This window comes from Bifidobacterium aesculapii, assembly GCF_001417815.1.
Classification (GTDB): domain Bacteria; phylum Actinomycetota; class Actinomycetes; order Actinomycetales; family Bifidobacteriaceae; genus Bifidobacterium; species Bifidobacterium aesculapii.
Genome location: NZ_BCFK01000028.1, coordinates 99,190 through 115,610, shown reverse-complemented (window position 1 = coordinate 115,610; position 16,421 = coordinate 99,190). Strand labels below are relative to the sequence as shown.

14 protein-coding genes and 1 riboswitch are annotated in these 16,421 nt (G+C 66.5%); of the genes, 11 read left to right on the top strand and 3 right to left on the bottom strand.

Annotation, left to right across the window (positions count from 1 at the left end):
* Positions 1-318: 318 nt before the first annotated feature.
* The 6 genes from hisD to priA all read left to right on the top strand — a co-directional run bounded on the left by hisD (position 319) and on the right by priA (position 5,763).
* Complete coding sequence (hisD, locus tag BFAL_RS04140) at positions 319-1,716, top strand: histidinol dehydrogenase (protein WP_055427153.1); 1,398 nt, start codon at positions 319-321, stop codon at positions 1,714-1,716.
* Positions 1,713-2,891 carry a histidinol-phosphate transaminase gene (locus BFAL_RS04135; protein WP_055427152.1) on the top strand — a complete coding sequence of 393 codons (1,179 nt, stop codon included), beginning with the start codon at positions 1,713-1,715 and terminating at the stop codon, positions 2,889-2,891. The genes hisD and BFAL_RS04135 overlap by 4 nt, the downstream gene beginning before the upstream one ends.
* 54 nt (positions 2,892-2,945) lie before the next feature.
* Positions 2,946-3,548, top strand: a complete 603-nt coding sequence (gene hisB / locus BFAL_RS04130; RefSeq protein WP_055427151.1) for an imidazoleglycerol-phosphate dehydratase HisB — start codon at positions 2,946-2,948, stop codon at positions 3,546-3,548.
* Positions 3,548-4,261, top strand: a complete 714-nt coding sequence (locus BFAL_RS04125) for a hypothetical protein (RefSeq protein ID WP_055427150.1) — start codon at positions 3,548-3,550, stop codon at positions 4,259-4,261. The genes hisB and BFAL_RS04125 overlap by 1 nt, the downstream gene beginning before the upstream one ends.
* Positions 4,262-4,329: 68 nt before the next feature.
* Positions 4,330-4,974 carry an imidazole glycerol phosphate synthase subunit HisH gene (gene hisH / locus BFAL_RS04120; RefSeq protein WP_055427149.1) on the top strand — a complete coding sequence of 215 codons (645 nt, stop codon included), beginning with the start codon at positions 4,330-4,332 and terminating at the stop codon, positions 4,972-4,974.
* A gap of 63 nt (positions 4,975-5,037) precedes the next feature.
* Positions 5,038-5,763, top strand: a complete 726-nt coding sequence (priA, locus tag BFAL_RS04115) for a bifunctional 1-(5-phosphoribosyl)-5-((5-phosphoribosylamino)methylideneamino)imidazole-4-carboxamide isomerase/phosphoribosylanthranilate isomerase PriA (RefSeq protein ID WP_055427148.1) — start codon at positions 5,038-5,040, stop codon at positions 5,761-5,763.
* Positions 5,764-5,881: 118 nt separating this feature from the next.
* On the opposite strand, the gene BFAL_RS04110 is transcribed toward priA, so the two are convergent.
* On the bottom strand, positions 5,882-7,330 hold the full coding sequence (locus BFAL_RS04110; RefSeq protein WP_055427147.1) for a DUF2252 domain-containing protein: 1,449 nt from the start codon (positions 7,328-7,330) through the stop codon (positions 5,882-5,884).
* 104 nt (positions 7,331-7,434) lie between these two features.
* On the opposite strand from BFAL_RS04110, the gene glnA reads away from it, so the two are divergent.
* From glnA to BFAL_RS04085, 5 genes are all read left to right on the top strand, one after another.
* Positions 7,435-8,772, top strand: coding sequence for a type I glutamate--ammonia ligase (glnA, locus tag BFAL_RS04105; RefSeq protein WP_055427146.1), 1,338 nt, complete (start codon positions 7,435-7,437; stop codon positions 8,770-8,772).
* 152 nt (positions 8,773-8,924) lie between these two features.
* Positions 8,925-10,148 carry an MFS transporter gene (locus BFAL_RS04100; protein ID WP_055427145.1) on the top strand — a complete coding sequence of 408 codons (1,224 nt, stop codon included), beginning with the start codon at positions 8,925-8,927 and terminating at the stop codon, positions 10,146-10,148.
* A gap of 129 nt (positions 10,149-10,277) precedes the next feature.
* A complete protein-coding gene (locus BFAL_RS11300; protein WP_055427144.1) occupies positions 10,278-10,853 on the top strand; it encodes an FMN-binding protein in 576 nt (191 codons plus the stop codon).
* Position 10,854: 1 nt separating this feature from the next.
* Positions 10,855-11,781 (top strand): FAD:protein FMN transferase, encoded by a 927-nt coding sequence (locus BFAL_RS04090; RefSeq protein ID WP_055427143.1) that lies wholly within the window; start codon positions 10,855-10,857, stop codon positions 11,779-11,781.
* Complete coding sequence (locus BFAL_RS04085) at positions 11,771-13,075, top strand: ferric reductase-like transmembrane domain-containing protein (protein ID WP_055427142.1); 1,305 nt, start codon at positions 11,771-11,773, stop codon at positions 13,073-13,075. The genes BFAL_RS04090 and BFAL_RS04085 overlap by 11 nt, the downstream gene beginning before the upstream one ends.
* Positions 13,076-13,093: 18 nt before the next feature.
* Here BFAL_RS04085 and BFAL_RS04080 read toward each other — a convergent pair whose 3' ends face one another.
* Positions 13,094-15,547 carry an energy-coupling factor transporter ATPase gene (locus BFAL_RS04080; RefSeq protein ID WP_082440351.1) on the bottom strand — a complete coding sequence of 818 codons (2,454 nt, stop codon included), beginning with the start codon at positions 15,545-15,547 and terminating at the stop codon, positions 13,094-13,096.
* An 82-nt stretch (positions 15,548-15,629) separates the two neighbouring features.
* Positions 15,630-16,232, bottom strand: coding sequence for an ECF transporter S component (locus BFAL_RS04075; protein WP_055427141.1), 603 nt, complete (start codon positions 16,230-16,232; stop codon positions 15,630-15,632).
* A gap of 7 nt (positions 16,233-16,239) precedes the next feature.
* Positions 16,240-16,393: riboswitch (FMN riboswitch) on the bottom strand.
* Positions 16,394-16,421: the final 28 nt, after the last annotated feature.

Genomic DNA, 16,421 nt, shown 5'->3' with positions numbered 1-16,421 from the left:
TAACCAAGCCCGGAGAGCACACACGCCCCCGGGCTTTTCCTTTTCCCCCGCATTCCCCGCACAAAACCCCGCATTCCCCGCACAAAACACACGGGCCACGCGAGAAGAACAAGCACACACCGACAAACCAACATCAACTCCATCCAGCTTGCGGGCCCCTTCGCAGGTTGGCAGGCCACCGGACCGAAGGGATGACTCCGCATACCCTACACAACCAGGACACCACACCAACCAAATCGCGGAATCAACCAGCCAAACGCCCAACTATGTGGACATTCCCCGCTGTTACGGGCCTCGCCGTTGTTACGATGGTCTGTTATGAGCGAGAACATCATGCGAATCATCGACCTTCGCGGTCAAGTCCTTTCCCGTGCCGAGCTGCTGGCCGCAATGCCGCGTGCCGCCATGGGAACCTCCGAGGCCACCGATCTGGTGCGCCCCATCCTCGACGACGTCAAGGAACGCGGCGCTGCGGCCCTGCGCGATTTCGAGGAGAAGTTCGATCACGTCCGTCCCGAGCACCTGCGCGTGCCCGAAGCGGAGATAGAAGCCGCGCTCACCACGCTCGACCCTGAGGTGCGTGCCGCCATCGAGGAATCCGTGCGCCGCGCACGTGCCGTCGCCGAAAACCAGGTGCCGAAGGACTTCCACACCGACCTCGCGCCAGGCGCCCGGGTCGCCGAGCGCTGGATTCCGATCCAGCGCGTCGGACTGTACGTGCCCGGCGGCAAGGCCGTCTACCCGAGCTCCGTCATCATGAACGCCGTGCCCGCGCAGGCAGCAGGCGTCGAAAGTCTCGCCATCGCCACCCCGCCGGCGCGAGACAACGACAAGGGACTGCCGAACAAGACGATCCTCGCCACCTGCGCCATCCTCGGCGTCAAGGAGGTGTACGCCGTCGGCGGCGCCCAGGCCATCGCCATGTTCGCCTATGGTGCGAAAGGCAGTGAACCGCAGGACGGTGCCGTCCTGTGCGATCCGGTCGACAAGATCACCGGACCGGGCAATATCTTCGTCGCCACCGCCAAGTCCCTCGTCTCCGCGTTCGTCGGCATCGATGCCGTCGCCGGTCCCACCGAGATCGGCATCATCGCCGATAAGGACGCGAACCCGTCCCTCGTCGCCGCCGACCTCATCGGCCAGGCCGAGCACGACGAACTCGCCGGTTCCGTACTGTTCACCGACTCGCCGGAACTCGCCGGCAAGGTGCAGGAGAACCTCGCCTACCGCGTGCCGAAGACCGAGCACGCCGAGCGCGTCCACACGTCCCTGTCCGGCACGCAGTCCGCGATTGTGCTCACCGACGGACTCGACCAGTCCATCGATGCGGCCAACGCGTACGCCGCCGAACACCTCGAAATCCAGACCGCCAACGCGGACGAGGTCGTCAAGCGCATCAAGAACGCGGGCGCCATCTTCCGCGGCCCCTACTCGCCGGTTCCGCTGGGCGACTACATGTCCGGCTCCAACCACGTGCTGCCTACCGGCGGCACCGCACGTTTCGCCGCCGGTCTCGGCGTGCACACGTTCATGAAGCCCGTCGAGGTCATCGAATACGACGAGGAAGGCCTCAAGGCCCTTGCCGCGCGCATCAATGCGTTCGCCGTGTCCGAGGATCTGCCCGCCCACGGCGAGTGCGTGCTGTCCCGTTTCGTCAAGGACCCGTACGACAAGGCCACGCTGCGCGAGCAGGAGAAGGAAGCGGGCCTGCGATGAGCGGAGAGAACGCAAGCAACGCCATTCCCGCGAACCTGCCGCTGAGGAACGACCTGATCGGTGAGGAGCCGTACGGCGCCCCGCAGCTCGACGTGCCGGTCTGCCTCAACGTCAACGAGAACCCGTATGCGCCGGATCCGGCCGTCTGCGATACCATCGCACGCCGCGTGCGTGAGATCGCACCGACGCTCAACCGGTATCCGGACCGTGAGCACATCGCGCTGCGCCAGGCGTTCAGCGATTATCTCGCACGTGAATCGGATACGCGTCTCGACGTGGACGAACTGTGGGGCGCGAACGGCTCCAACGAGATCATGCTCCAGCTGTTCCAGGCGTTCGGTGGTCCGGGCCGCACCGCGCTCGGCGCCGACCCGACGTACTCCATGTACCCGGAGTACGCGCGCGACACGTTCACCGGCTGGAAACTCGCCCACCGCAACGAGGACTTCACCCTCAACGTGGAGAAGACCATCGAGGCGATCCACGAGGTCAAGCCGTCCATGGTGCTGCTCACCAGCCCGAACAATCCGACCGGCACGCCGCTGCCGATGAAGGACATCGAGCGCATCCTCGCCGCCTGCGAGACCGCCGAAGTGGAAGACGCCGGCGAGGGCGTCCACCCGATCCTCGTCATCGACGAGGCGTACGTGGAGTTCCGCAAGCACGGCACGCCGAGCGCCGTGAGCCTGATTCACCAGCACCCGAACCTCGCGGTCAGCCGCACGATGAGCAAGGCGTTCGCGTTCGCCGGCGCGCGCGTCGGCTACCTCGCGGCAAGCAAGGGCATCATCGACTGCGTGCGCATCGTGCGCATGCCGTATCATCTGTCCGCCGTGACGCAGGCCGCCGCACTCGCCGCGTTCGAGCATACCGACGAGCAGCTGAGCCGCGTCGAGCACCTGCGTGAGACGCGTGAGGCCACCGCGGCATGGCTCAAGGACCAGACCTACAAGGGCGAGCCGCTTCAGGTCGCCGAATCCGGTTCCAACTTCCTGCTGTTCGGCGGGCGTTTCGACAAGCGCGACACGATCTTCGACGAACTGCTCAACCGCGGCGTGCTCATCCGAGTGGTCGGCCCGGACGGCTGGCTGCGCGTGTGCATGGGCACCGACGAGGAGATGACGCGCTTCCGCGAGGCGCTCTCCGAGACGTTGCGTATCGTGGAAGCGGAATAGCAGCGAAACAACACATGTGACGCGGTTCCATGCCGCGCATGACAAGGAGTTACCATGGCGCGTACAGCGCACATCGTCCGTGAGACCAGCGAGTCGCACATCGACCTCGAGCTGAATCTCGACGGCACAGGCCAGACCGATATCGACACCTCAGTGCCGTTCTACAACCATATGATGAACGCGCTCGGCAAGCATTCGCTCATCGATCTGAAGATCCACGCGTACGGCGACACCGACATCGACGTGCACCACACCGTGGAGGACACCGCCATCGTGTTCGGCGAGGCGCTCAGGCAGGCGCTCGGCGACAAGCGCGGCATCCGCCGCTTCGCCGACGCCACCGTGCCGCTCGACGAGGCGCTCGCCAAGGCCGTCGTCGACATCTCCGGCCGCCCCTACGTGGTGTGCACCGGCGAGCCGGAAGGTTACGAATACTGCATGATGGGCGGTCACTTCACCGGTTCCCTCGTGCGGCACGTCATGGAGTCCATCGCGCTGCACGCCGGCATCTGCCTGCATCTGCAGGTGCTCGCCGGCCGCGACCCGCACCATATCGCCGAAGCGGAGTTCAAGGCGTTCGCGCGCGCCCTGCGGTTCGCGGTCGAACCCGATCCGCGCATCGAAGGGCTCATCCCGAGCACGAAGGGATCGCTGTGATGTCCGCCTGGAACGAGCGGGGGAACGACGGCGGCGATTCCTCCGACGACGATATGCACTTCTCCGACGAGGAGCTCGCCAAGGCGATGGAGGGCTTCGAAAAGGAATTCGCCGACGAGGAGACCTCCGACGAATCCGACGCGGATGACGCCGCCGGCCTCGACGGCATCGACATTCCCGACGACGCCTCCGCCATCGACCCCTCCGTCGGTTTCGACGATGCGCTTCAGGGGCTGCTCGGCAACAAGGCGAAGATGGCGGCGCTGGTCACGCGCATCGCGTCCGCGCAGCTGCTCGCCGCGTTCTGCCAGCTGTCCGACGTCTCCGCCGACTGCATCGGTTCCAACCAAGGCGCCATCGCGGTGCTGCGCAATCTCGACGGCGACGCGCCCGAAGCCGCGGCCCGTGACATCACGACCGTCGTCGGCGGCATGAGCGTCGTACTGGGCGTGAACCGTGCGGACAAGCTCGAAGTCACCCTGTATGCGGGCGGGCAGGCGGGCTCCACGCTCGCCCCGCCCATCCTGTTCAACTCCACGCCTCGTTTCGTGGAGGACCTCATGCTCGGCATCACCACTGTCGCGCAGTTGAAGACGCAGGGCTTCGAAGTGGTCGATTCCGCCTCGATGGACCGTGAGCGGGCGATGCAGGTGATCGCCGAGCACACACGCATGGGGCGCGGCGGCTCCACTCGCGGTTCCAGCGTCGCATAACGCGCCCGCGGATCCGCGCAGCGGGTCGAAGAGAACGAACGAACACCGGCAGACAAGGAGAACGAAATATGACCACCGCAGTCGTGTTCGACTATGGGTTCGGCAACGTGCGCTCCATGGTGCGCGCGCTGGCGCGCCTCGGCGTAGACACCACACTCACCTCCGACTACCGGCAGGCCCTTGAGGCGGACGGGCTCGTCGTGCCCGGCGTCGGCGCGTTCGCCGCGTGCATGGAGGGATTGCGCCGTGCGCAGGGCGATCGGGTGATCATCGACCGTCTGCGCGCCGGACGGCCGGTGCTCGGTGTGTGCGTCGGCGAACAGGTGATGTTCGAGACGGGCCACGAGCATGGTGAGAACGCCGACGGCGTGGGACTGATCGGGGGCACCGTCGACCCGCTCGACGCCGACGTCGTCCCGCACATGGGGTGGGACACCGTCGAAGGGGCGGAAGGCTCCGCGCTGCTACGCGGCGTGGAGGACGAGCGTTTCTATTTCGTCCACTCGTACGCCGCGCACGAGGCCGGCCTCAAGGATCTGTCGCCGCTTCAGATCGAGATCGGCGACGACCAGCATGTCACCTGGTGCGAGTACGGACGCAGCCGGTTCGTCGCCGCCTACGAGCGTGGACCGCTGTCCGCGACGCAGTTCCACCCCGAGAAGTCCGGCGACGCCGGCGCCCAGCTGTTGGAGAACTGGATCGCCACGTTCTGACCGTTCCGCCGGCGGCGTGCACGGACCGCACCTTCCACAGACTTCCAGTAGAAAGGTTCCATCATGTCACTTACCCTGCTTCCCGCCGTCGATGTGCGTGACGGCAAGGCGGTGCGCCTGCGTCAGGGCGAATCCGGTTCCGAGACCGACTACGGCTCCCCGCTCGAGGCGGCGCGCACGTGGGTCGAGTCAGGCGCCGAATGGATTCATCTCGTCGATCTGGACGCCGCGTTCGGCACGGGCGACAACCGCGCGCAGCTGCGCGAGATCGTGCATGAGCTCGGCGATCGCGTCAACATCGAGATGTCCGGCGGCGTGCGTGACGATGCGTCGCTCGAAGCCGCGCTCGAAGCGGGTGCCGCGCGCGTGAACATCGGCACCGCCGCGCTCGAGAACCCGGATTGGACCCGCAAGGTCATCGCCGAGTACGGCGATCGCGTGGCCGTCGGCCTCGACGTGCGCGGGCACACGCTCGCCGCGCGCGGTTGGACGCGCGAGGGCGGCGACCTGTTCGAGACGATGAAAATGCTCGACGACGCCGGATGCTCCCGCTACGTCGTCACCGACGTGGCGCGCGACGGCATGATGAGCGGCCCGAACCTGGACCTGCTCAGGGAGGTCGCCGAGCGCACGGACGCGAAGGTGACCGCGTCCGGCGGCATTTCCAAGCTCGACGATCTGCGTGCGATCAAGCAGCTCGCCGCGATCGGCGTCGACTCGGCGATTCTCGGCAAGTCGCTGTACGCTCGCGCGTTCACGCTCGAGGAGGCGTTGGACGTCGCCAAGTGACGGACAAGGTGCCGCTGTGCACTATGCGGCTATGACGGTGGTGCTCTTTCGCATCATGCGTAAGAGCCCCACTTGCGTTGCCGGCCCGTTCGCGTCGACTGGTCCGACGCCGACCTGTCTACATGGTCGGCAGCTCGCCCTTCTTGATCAGGCTCATGAAAACGGCGTAGTCCTCGTCGTTCTGCGCGGCGTAGCTCGCGGCGAACGAGGCGATGGCCTGGTCGAACTCGTCGGAGCCGCCCAGATAGTTCGCGATGGCGATGGAATCGCCGGTGCGCGCGTGCGCGTGGGCCAGGCACCATGCGCACATGCGCGACAGGTCGGACAGGGCGGTCGCGTTGAGATTGTCGATGTCGATCGACCCCTTGCCGTTCCACAACTGGCGTACGTAGTAGTCTCGCTGGCGTCCGTCCTCCGCGAGGAAGCTCGTCCAGCCGAGCAGCACGTCCGCGGTGGACTGGATGAGCTTCTGGCCCTGGACCACGCGCTCGCCGTGCGTCGTATACGGGGAGGCGCCGCAGTAGTGTTCGAGCACCGAATACGTGGCCTCCTTCATCTGGATCATCATGGGGTCGTCGGCGTCGCGGGCCGTCCAGACGGTCGCCCAGGCGCGCTGGCCCACCGAACCGACGCCCACCACCTTGCGCGCGCCGTCCTGGTAGCGGAAATGGTCGAACACCCAGCGGCGGTCTTCGTACAGGGAGTGGCGGTAGTTGTCGAACAGCGTGTCGATGCGCGCCTGCAGCGCCTCCGGATCCGCGTAGGAGGTCAGCTCGTTGATCGGCACGAGTTCCGGCGGGTTCGACTTGAACCGGAGTTTGCCGTCCTTGAAACGGCACAGTTTCGCGGCTGCAGCGTCGTTGTCCTTGAGCAGCGCCTTCATCGCGGCTTCGCGCAGCACGCCGTTGCGTTTGCCGCCTCCGATCGTCTCGAACCGGTCGAGCGTCTCCTCGACGTCGAGGTGCTCGTACCACGCGTCCAGATAGTCCATTTCGGAGAACTGCTTGACGCATTCGCGGTACGTGCGCGTGCATTGGAGCACGGCGTCGCGGATGTCCTTCTCCTTGAGGCCGTTCGCGCGCCCGCAGATCTCCACGGAGACGGCGAGACGCTTGAGGTCCCACTCCCAGGGGCCGGTCGCCGTCTCGTCGAAGTCGTTGATGTCGAAGACGAGACGGGCGGAGGGGGAGCGGAAGATGCCGAAGTTGCCGATATGCGCGTCGCCGACGCATTGCACGGGGATGCCGGTGACCGGCGTGGTCGCCAGGTCGTTGGTCATGATGAGCACGGTGCCGCGGTAGAAGGTGAACGGGCTGACGCTCATGCGCTTATAGCGCAGCGGAATCAGGTCCGGCACGCGGATGGCCGACTGCTCCTCGAGCAGCGCGATCGCCTCACGGCGTCCGGAGCGCACCTGCCAGACGGCGTGCGATTCGAGCGGGGCCTTCGAGCGTGCGGCGATGCCGGCGCGTGAACGTTCGCGTGGGGTCTCGGCCTGCCGCCATGATGCGACGTCGACGGGAGGGTTTTCGGACGGGGTGAGATGATCGGATGCTGCTTCGCTCATAGGGCACTACTCTAGCGTGACCGGGGACCGGCGCGGGACGCTTCGCCGCGGGCACGCTTGTGAGGTAACAAAGCCCTAACACGCGGGTGTGAGGATTGGGCACTATGGATAAGCAGCAAGAGTTCGCCTTGCGTACGGTCGAGGAACGTGACGTGCGCTTCATTCGCCTGTGGTTCACGGACGTGCTCGGCACGTTGAAATCCGTGGCCATCGCCCCAGCGGAACTGGAGGCGGCGTTCGAGGAGGGGCTTGGGTTCGACGGTTCGGCCATCGAGGGCATGACTCGCGTGTCCGAGGATGACATGATCGTCCAGCCGGATCCCTCCACATTCCAGATCCTGCCATGGCGAGGAGGTCCGCAGGGCACCGCCCGCATGTTCTGCGACGTGCTCACCCCGGACGGCGAACCCAGCCTCGGCGATCCGCGCCATGTGCTCAAGCGTTCGCTCGCCAAGGCGAAGGAGAAGGGGTTCACGTTCTATGTGCATCCCGAGATGGAGTTCTACCTGTTCGAGCAGCAGGACGACTGGTCCAAGGCACCCACCCCGATCGACGAAGGCGGCTATTTCGACCACGTGCCGCGCAGCCCCGGCATGGACTTCCGCCGCGCCACCGTGAACATGCTCGAGCAGATGGGCATCTCGGTGGAGTATTCGCACCATGAGGCGGGCCCCGGCCAGAACGAGATCGACCTGCGGTATGCGGATGCGCTCACCACGGCCGACAACATCATGACCTTCCGCACCGTGGTCAAGGAGATCTCGCTGGAGCGCGGCATCCATGCGAGCTTCATGCCCAAGCCCTTGGCGGATGCCCCCGGTTCCGGCATGCACACGCACCTGAGCCTGTTCGAGGGCGACGCCAACGCCTTCTACGAGGCGGGCCAGGAGTTCAACATGTCGCTCACGGCCCGTCAGTTCGCGGCCGGCATCCTCCACCATGCTGCGGAGATCTGCGCGGTCACCGACCAGTACGTGAACTCGTACAAGCGTCTGTGGGGCGGCAACGAGGCGCCGAGCTATATCTGCTGGGGTCACAACAACCGTTCGGCCCTGCTGCGCATCCCGCAGTACAAGCCCGGCAAGGGCAACTCGGCGCGTATGGAGTTCCGTGGCCTCGATCCGGTCGCCAACCCGTATCTCGCGTACTCCGTGCTGTTGGCGGCGGGTCTCGACGGCATCGAGAAGCAGATGACCCTGGCCGAGCCGACGAGCGACGACGTGTGGGAGCTGACGGACGAGGAGCGTCAGGCGATGGGCATCGAGCCGTTGCCGCGTTCGCTGGGCGCCGCTCTGAAGATCATGGAGAAGTCCGACTTCGTGGCGGACGTGCTCGGCGAGCATGCGTTCAACTATTTCCTGCGCAACAAGCGTCGGGAGTGGGAGGAGTACAACCGTCAGGTCACCGCATACGAGCTCAAGACGTATCTGCCCAAGCTGTGACCGCGTGCCGGCGTGGCATGGCATATGCCGTCGGCCGTCGTGATCCCGGAGCCCATCGGCTTGTTCCGCCGATGGGCTCCTCGCGTGTCGCCCCGGTTTTTGTAGGGCTCGGCCAATAGCATGTCCACTGATGCGAGATGGAAAGGATCGGTATGACCGGGCATAGATTGCAAACGATTGCACCCTCGTCGGATCGTTTCTTCAACCTGCCGGTGTTGATTCTCATTCTGGCGAGCTTCATGCTCGGCATGAGCGAGTTCATCGTCGTCGGCATCCTGCCGGACATCGCCGCGGGCCTCGGAGTCTCCGAAGTGACCGTCGGCAATCTCGTCGCCCTGTTCGCGTTCGTCTACGCCCCGGTAACGCCGCTCGGCTCCGCTGTCTCCGCGCGCTTCCCGCGCTTCGCGACCTATCTGACGCTCATGGGCGTCTTCCTGGCCGGCAACCTGTTGTGCGCCCTCGCGCCGAACTACGCGGTGCTCGTCGTCGCCCGAATCCTGATCGCGCTCGTCTCCGGCACGCTCGTCGCCATCGCGATGACCTACGCGCCCGACGTCACCACAGACCGGTACCGCACGAAGTTCATCGCCTGGGTGTTCTCCGGGTTCTCCATCGCCTCCGTCGTGGGCGTGCCGTTCGGCACATGGGTGGCGAACACGTTCGGCTGGCGCGTCACTTTCATCATCATCACTTTGGCGACCGCCGCGCTCATGACGTCCATGTTCCTTGTCCTGCCACGCAATTCGCACCCCGTAACCATCGGCTTCCTGCGCCAGTTCCGCCTGTTTTTCGACAAGCGCATCTGGGGCGGCGTACTCACCGTGGTGTGCGGCGCCGGCTCCAGCTATGTCTTCTACACGTATCTCACGCCGATCATGCGCGACGAGATCGGCGTGCCGGAACGCTACGTGAGCATCGGGCTCATCGTCTACGGCGTCGCCTGCCTGTGGAGCAACCTGTATGGCGGCAAGCTCGCCGAGAAGGGGCGGGGCGTCGAACCGCTGGCGCGTACGAGGCCGATTTTCTGTCTGCATGCGGTGCTGCTCGCCTCGCTCGCGTTGGCCTCGGTCATTCCGCTCTACGGTGCGATCCTGCTCGTCGCGCTCGGCATGATGATGTATCTGTTCAACTCCGCCTCGCAGGTGCTGTACATGGATGTGGCCGCACAGTCGCACCCCGGTTCGATGAACCTCGCCGCCTCGCTCAACTCGATGAGCTTCAACATCGGCATCGCACTTGGCTCGGCGGTCGGCGGGCTGGTCAACGACCATCTGGGACTCACCTGGCTCGGTCCGTTCGGCGCGCTCTTCGCCGTGTGCGCCGTCGTCATCACGACGCTGCTGCGCCGGTATCTGCCTCAGCGGCCCACAATGTGAACCGTCTCACAGAACCAGCTGTTTTCAGGGCTTTTCCAGTTTGCTGTAGGGCTGTTCCCCGCAGGTTCCCCTTATCCTGAACACGTAGGGTAATACCACGAATCGTGGTGTATGGAAGGGAACCCAATCATGCGTAGAAAAGTCATATCGGCGGTCATCGCCGTCTTGGGCATATGCGCCGCGGCGGCCGACATGATGCTGCTCTTCGTCGGCGCGGGGGCGTCCAGCCGTTCCGTCTCCTCCGCAGGCGCCCCGCTTGGCTCGGGCTCGTCGGCGGGTTCGTCCGACTCGGGAGCCTCGTCCGGAGCGGATTCCGGCGACGCCTCGGGCGACGGGTCCGATGCCGCAGACGGAGCCGGTTCCGCCGATGCCGACGAATCCAGCGGCGGCTCCACCGGAGACGATGCGGCGACGTCCGAAGGAGCGTTCAAGGACGGCACCTACACCGGTGCCGTCGTCGCCACCGGCAAAGGCGACGTGCAGGTGCAGGTCACGGTCTCCGGAGGCAAGGTCACGCAGGTCACGGCCGTCAAATACCCGAGCGACAATCCGCGTTCGATAGGCATTGCCCAGCAGGCGATCCCGCAACTGTCCGACGAGGCCGTCAAGGCGCAAAGCGCCGACATCCAGATGGTCTCCGGCGCCACCGAGACCTCCACCGGGTTCATCGGATCATTGCAGGATGCACTCGACCAGGCGAAGTGACATGACCGGGACGACCATCGAGTACCACGCCACCGCTGATGGAGAACTGCGCACGGCGGTCTTCCATCTGATGACCATGCCGTTCACCCTGCGTCTGCGCGGTGCCGACGAACACACGCTGCGCGACGCCGCGATCCGAATCCGCAGGTCGCTCGTCGGCGTGGACCGCCGGTTCTCGCCGTTCCGTGCTGACTCCCTCACCTCCCGCGCCAACCGCGGCGACTGGAGCGGGCTGTTGCTCGACCGCGACTTTCATGAGGTCTACGCACGCAACGCCATGGCCGCCGATCTGACGGGAGGGTATTTCCGCGCCATGCGCCACGGCAGATACGATCCCGTCGGCCTCGTCAAAGGGTGGGGCATCGAACGTGCCTTCACGCAGGTCCTGCGCCCGCTGCTGGGCAGCGGACGCGCCGAAGCCGCCGTCCTCGGCGGGGGAGGGGACATGCGCCTAGGCGTCGCCGCCGGCAGCGACTTCACATGGTCCGTCGGCATCGAGGATCCGGCCAGTACGGACATGCTCGCCGGCACCATCCGCATCCGGGAAGGGGCGGTCGCCACCAGCGGACTGTCGAAGCGGGGACGGCACATCGAGTATGGTCCCGGCACCCACCCGGGCGATGCCGGGGCGTCGGAGCCGGTCGTGCGCACCGGACCCGCACCCGCCTCGGACGACGTCATTCAGGCGACGGTGATCGGCTCCACGCTCACCGACGCGGACATGTGGGCCACCACCGCCGTCGCCGCCGGCCACGCACGATTCGCCGAACTCACGGCGCATGAGGACGATCCCTCGTTCTCTGCGCTGCTCATCACCCGCGACGGCGCGAAGCACACGATCAGGCCCGCCGCCATACCGATCATCGGCCACGCAACCACGGCCGAACCCGCAATCGAAAAGGACACGAACGATCATCATGCTGCGTAGAATCACCACATCCACCGCCCTGGCATGGGTGGTGGCGCTGTTCATCATCCCCCTGCCGTTCCTCATCGCCCTGCGTACGGGGCTGCCCTCCTTCTACACCGCCATGGCTCCGGGAATCGGCATCGGCGTCATCGCGTACGTGTGGATGCTCACCGCCGTCTATCTCGCAGGCCGCCCCCGTTGGGTGGACCGCACGGTGGGGTTGCCGCATATGATGATGATCCACGGCGTGCTGAGCCTGCTCGCCATCACGCTCGCGTACCTGCATGCCAACCTGCTGCCCGCCGAAGGCCTCACGAAGACGCTCGGTGGGGCTGGGCTCTACCTGTTCATGTTCCTCGCCGTCTACTCGCTGGTGTTCATGGCCGGTTGGCTCTCCCAGCGCGTGGCGTTCGTCGCCGCGCTCAAGCGTGTGCTGGAGCGTGTGTTCCGTCACGAGGCGAGCGTGTGGATCCACCGTCTGAACCTCGTGGCCGTGGTACTGATCTTCCTGCATGTGCAGTCGATCGCGTTCATCCGCGACGACCTGCCGTTCATCATCCTGTTCGACGCGACCACGGCCGCCGTGTTCGCCTGGTACGTCGTCTCGAAGATCCGTCAGCAGGCTGGGCGCGTCAAGGCGCGCGTCGCCGACGTGCGGACGGTCGCGAACGGCGTGACCGAACTGACGCTGGCCCTGCCCGCGAAGGCGGGCGCATGGGAGCCCGGCGACTTCACCTTCATCCGCTTCCCCGAGGTGAAGGGCATGCGCGAATACCACCCGTTCTCGATGATCAACACGGCGGACGGGCGGGACGTGGACGCCCAAGGCCATACGCTCATGCGGTTCGACATCCGCGCCGACGGCGATTTCACGCGGCGCATCGGCACGCTTCCCGTCGGCACCGTGGCCCACGTGCAGCCGAGTTACGGCCGCTACCGCCGCTTCATCGACGAGCATGCGCCGGGCGCGCCGCTGGTCATGCTCGGCGGCGGCATCGGCGTGACGCCGCTGCTGTCGCTGATCGGCGCATACCGGGGCGAGCGCGACATCACCCTCCTGTACGGCGCGCGCACCGAAGGCGACCTCGTGCACGCGGACGACCTGCGGCGTCTGGACGCCGCGCACGCCAACGTGCATGTCACGTTGCGCGCCGGCGGCAGGTTCGGCGAGCGGGAGGTCGCCGACGCGATGCGCCCCGGAGCGTTGTATCTCATCGCCGGCCCATACGCCATGATCCGCTCGTGGCGCGCGTTCCTGCTGCGCCACGGCGTGAAGGCGGACGACATCTACTACGAGCCGTTCGCGATGTGATCGTCCATCGCGCGACGGTCAGGCCGCGGCGAACCCCAACGCAAGCAGAACGGACAGATAGATGACGGTCGTCGCGATGAACGCCACGTCGCGCGCGGCGACGCGCATCACACGCCAGTGCGTGCGCCGGATGCCCTCCTCGTAGCAGCGGGCGTCGAGCGCGAGCGACAGGACGTCCGCATGGCGCAACGCACCCGCGAACACCGGCACGATGATCGCCGTCATGGCCTTCACGCGCTGGGGTAGGCTTCCCGTCTCTATCGAGCCGCCGCGCGCGGCCTGGGCGTCCGCCACCGCCTGCATCTCGACGGCCAACGTGGGGATGAACCGCAACGCGAGGCTCAGCACGAGCGCGATCTCCTGCGTATGCACGCCCAGGCGGTTCAGCGGGCGCAGCAATGCGGCGAACGCGTCGGTGGCGGCCGTCGGCGTGGTGGTCGCGAGGAACACGGCGCCCAGGATGATCACCAACGCGAAACGGCAGGTGTACAGCACGGCCGTGGCCACGCCGTCGTCCGTGATGGGCACCGGGCCGAGCGTGAACAACGTCGAACCGGTCCTGACGAAGAACACATTGAGCAATCCCATCACCGCGAACAGGCCGAGGAACATCCTCACCGAGCCGAGCAGACGGGCGGCGTGCGCGCGTGCGGCGGCGGCCACGCCGAAGGTGAACGCCGCGCCGAGCGCCAGCTGCGGCGCGGTTCCGATGGCGAACGCCGAGAACATCGCGACGAGGAACGTCACCATCTTCACGCGCGGGTCGAGCCGTGCGACGGGGGAGGCTTTCGCCACGTGTGAAACATCATGTGAAACGTTGCGTGGAACATGTTGTGAAACGTTATGCGCGTGGTGCTGCGCCGCTGCCGCCACGGTGCCGTCACCCTCCGCGCCCTGCAGCCGGGTCATATCGACGATGCGATCCGCCACGCGGCGTGCCTCCGCATGGCTATGCGTGACGATGAGCATGGTCACGCCCCGCGCCTTCGCATCGTCGATCAGACGGTAGACCCGCCCGCGCGCGTCCTTGTCCAATCCCGCCGTCGGCTCGTCCATGACGAGCAGTTGCGGTCGGCATGCGATGACCCCGGCGATGGCGGCCAGACGCTGCTGCCCGCCGGACAGGTCGAACGGCGAACGGTCGGCGAGTCCATCCAGACGGGCGACATGCAGCGCCTCCGCCACACGCTCCTCGACTTCGGCGCTCGGCAGCCCCTGGTTCGTGGGGCCGTACGCCACATCCTCGCGCACCGTATCGGCGAACAGCTGACGTTCCGGATGCTGCATGACCAGTCCGACCGTGCGCCGCAGCCGTGCCAGATCCCGGCGCTTCGCCGTGTCGACGCGGATGCCGTCGACCGTGACGGAACCCGCGTCCGGCCGGGCGAGCGCGCATATCAGACGCAGCAGCGTCGACTTGCCCGACCCGTTCGCGCCCATCAACGCCACCGTCTCGCCGCGGCGTATGTCGAGCGACACGTCGTCGAGCACGGGACGGGCGGCGCCTGCATACGCATACGAGACGTGCGATACCGACAACATCACGTCGTCTTGGCCTCCGGTGCCCGGGGCGGACGGTGCGTCGCCGGTTCCGCACATACCTGCCGCCTGCGGGACCGGCATGTCGGGGGAGTCGCCACCCTCCGCGTCCACACCGGTCCCGCCGCCCGTGGCCGCTTCGACGGCGGTCCCGGCATCGAGACGGACGACGCGCGTGGCGCGGGCGATCTCATCCGGATGATGCGTCACATGCACGATGGTCGTGCCGGAGGCGTGCAGTTCGTCGAGCACGCCCATCACCTCGGCGCGCGCTTCGGGGTCAAGCATCGCGGTCGGCTCATCCAATACCAGCAGTCGCGGGCACATGGCGAGCATGCCGGCGATCGCCGCGCGCTGCTGCTGACCGCCGCTCATGCGGATCGGGTTCGCCCGCCGCATCTCCTCCAAACGCACCGCGTGCAACGATTCCGTGATGCGCTCGCCGATGCCGCCCCGTCCGTCGCCGCCGTCGCCGTCACGGGGCACGCCGAGATTCTCCGGTCCGAAGGCCACGTCGTCCTCCAGCACGGTGGTGACGAGCTGGTCCTCCGGATTCTGGAACACGGCGCCGATGCCGCGCCGCGCCAAACGGTAGGCGTCGGCGTCCGGCCGGGAATCGGCGAAGACCGTGTGCCCGAGCAGCGTGATGGTGCCGGCGTCGGGCGCGGCGAGACCGGCGACGAGACGCGCGAGCGTCGACTTGCCGGAGCCGTTCGCGCCGGTGAGCGCCACGTACTCGCCTGCGGCGACGTGCAGCGTGACGTCGTCGAGCGCCCATGTGGCGCCGCCGTCATAGCTGAAACGGATGTGGTCGAGTTCGGCGAGGGTCACGTCGAGGATCCTTCCATGGGGCTTGCGGGAACGATGCGGGATTCCGGCGGCGATCGTCGCGCACGTGAAAACGGCGACGGCCGTGCCATGGGTGCTGCCCATGGCACGGCCTTGCCGGGATTCGGGTCGCGTCGGCGACGGTCACCGCGAACGCGGTGCGGGACGAGGAAAACGCCCTCGGGGGCTACTTGTCGAGCAGCTTGGTGATCGGCTTGTAGATGAGGAACGTGACGACCGCGTGGATGGCGAACTTGAGCACGTTGAACGGCAGCAGGACCGGCACGATCATCGCCGCGACCTGGGCGACGGTCATGTGCGCGTAGATCGGCGTGATGACGAGGTTGCCGCAGATGGCCACGGCGAGGGCGACCACTGCGCCGACGATGATGCCGATGAGGGCGCCCTTGCGGGTGCGGTCGCGCCGGTAGATGACGGACGCCGGCAGCGACAGGGCGAGCGCGACGAGAATCGCCATCAGCGCGCCCCACGGATCGGTGAACGCGTGCGGCAGGAATCCGAGCACGGAGACGATGGCGGCGGCGGCCGGACCGAACGCGAAACCGGCGATGAGACTCACGATGCCTGAAGGATCGTATTTGAGGTACGGCGCGGCCGGGAAGATCGGCAGTTCGATGAAGCTGGTGACGATCGCCAGGGCGACGAACAGCGCGTACACGGCGATGCGGCGGGTGGACCAGCGTCCGGAGTCGGCGACGCCGGTGGAGTGCGTGCCGGTGGCGTGATCGACCGGCTGCTGCTGGATATGGCCATCAGAAGATACGCTCATGCTGAGCTCTCCGTTTCTTCCATCCGGACTATGACCGTTGGCTCCGGATTCCCACCGGATCGGCCGCCGTGGCGGCTCGCGGGCTTCCCGCGCGCTCCCGTTATGAATCCCGGGCGCCGGGTTACCGCCAGTAAGGAGTTTCACCTTCCCTGAAACTGACAGCCACCTGTATACGCGAACCCCGCGATG

Coding starts and splice junctions, on each gene's coding strand:
- BFAL_RS04085 (WP_055427142.1), top strand. CDS start 11,771: ATGCTGCGTAGAATCACCACATCCACCGCCCTGGCATGGGTGGTGGCG.
- BFAL_RS04135 (WP_055427152.1), top strand. CDS start 1,713: ATGAGCGGAGAGAACGCAAGCAACGCCATTCCCGCGAACCTGCCGCTG.
- BFAL_RS11300 (WP_055427144.1), top strand. CDS start 10,278: ATGCGTAGAAAAGTCATATCGGCGGTCATCGCCGTCTTGGGCATATGC.
- BFAL_RS04080 (WP_082440351.1), bottom strand. CDS start 15,547: ATGGGCAGCACCCATGGCACGGCCGTCGCCGTTTTCACGTGCGCGACG.
- glnA (WP_055427146.1), top strand. CDS start 7,435: ATGGATAAGCAGCAAGAGTTCGCCTTGCGTACGGTCGAGGAACGTGAC.
- BFAL_RS04075 (WP_055427141.1), bottom strand. CDS start 16,232: ATGAGCGTATCTTCTGATGGCCATATCCAGCAGCAGCCGGTCGATCAC.
- hisB (WP_055427151.1), top strand. CDS start 2,946: ATGGCGCGTACAGCGCACATCGTCCGTGAGACCAGCGAGTCGCACATC.
- BFAL_RS04100 (WP_055427145.1), top strand. CDS start 8,925: ATGACCGGGCATAGATTGCAAACGATTGCACCCTCGTCGGATCGTTTC.
- BFAL_RS04110 (WP_055427147.1), bottom strand. CDS start 7,330: ATGAGCGAAGCAGCATCCGATCATCTCACCCCGTCCGAAAACCCTCCC.
- hisH (WP_055427149.1), top strand. CDS start 4,330: ATGACCACCGCAGTCGTGTTCGACTATGGGTTCGGCAACGTGCGCTCC.
- BFAL_RS04125 (WP_055427150.1), top strand. CDS start 3,548: ATGTCCGCCTGGAACGAGCGGGGGAACGACGGCGGCGATTCCTCCGAC.
- priA (WP_055427148.1), top strand. CDS start 5,038: ATGTCACTTACCCTGCTTCCCGCCGTCGATGTGCGTGACGGCAAGGCG.
- BFAL_RS04090 (WP_055427143.1), top strand. CDS start 10,855: ATGACCGGGACGACCATCGAGTACCACGCCACCGCTGATGGAGAACTG.
- hisD (WP_055427153.1), top strand. CDS start 319: ATGAGCGAGAACATCATGCGAATCATCGACCTTCGCGGTCAAGTCCTT.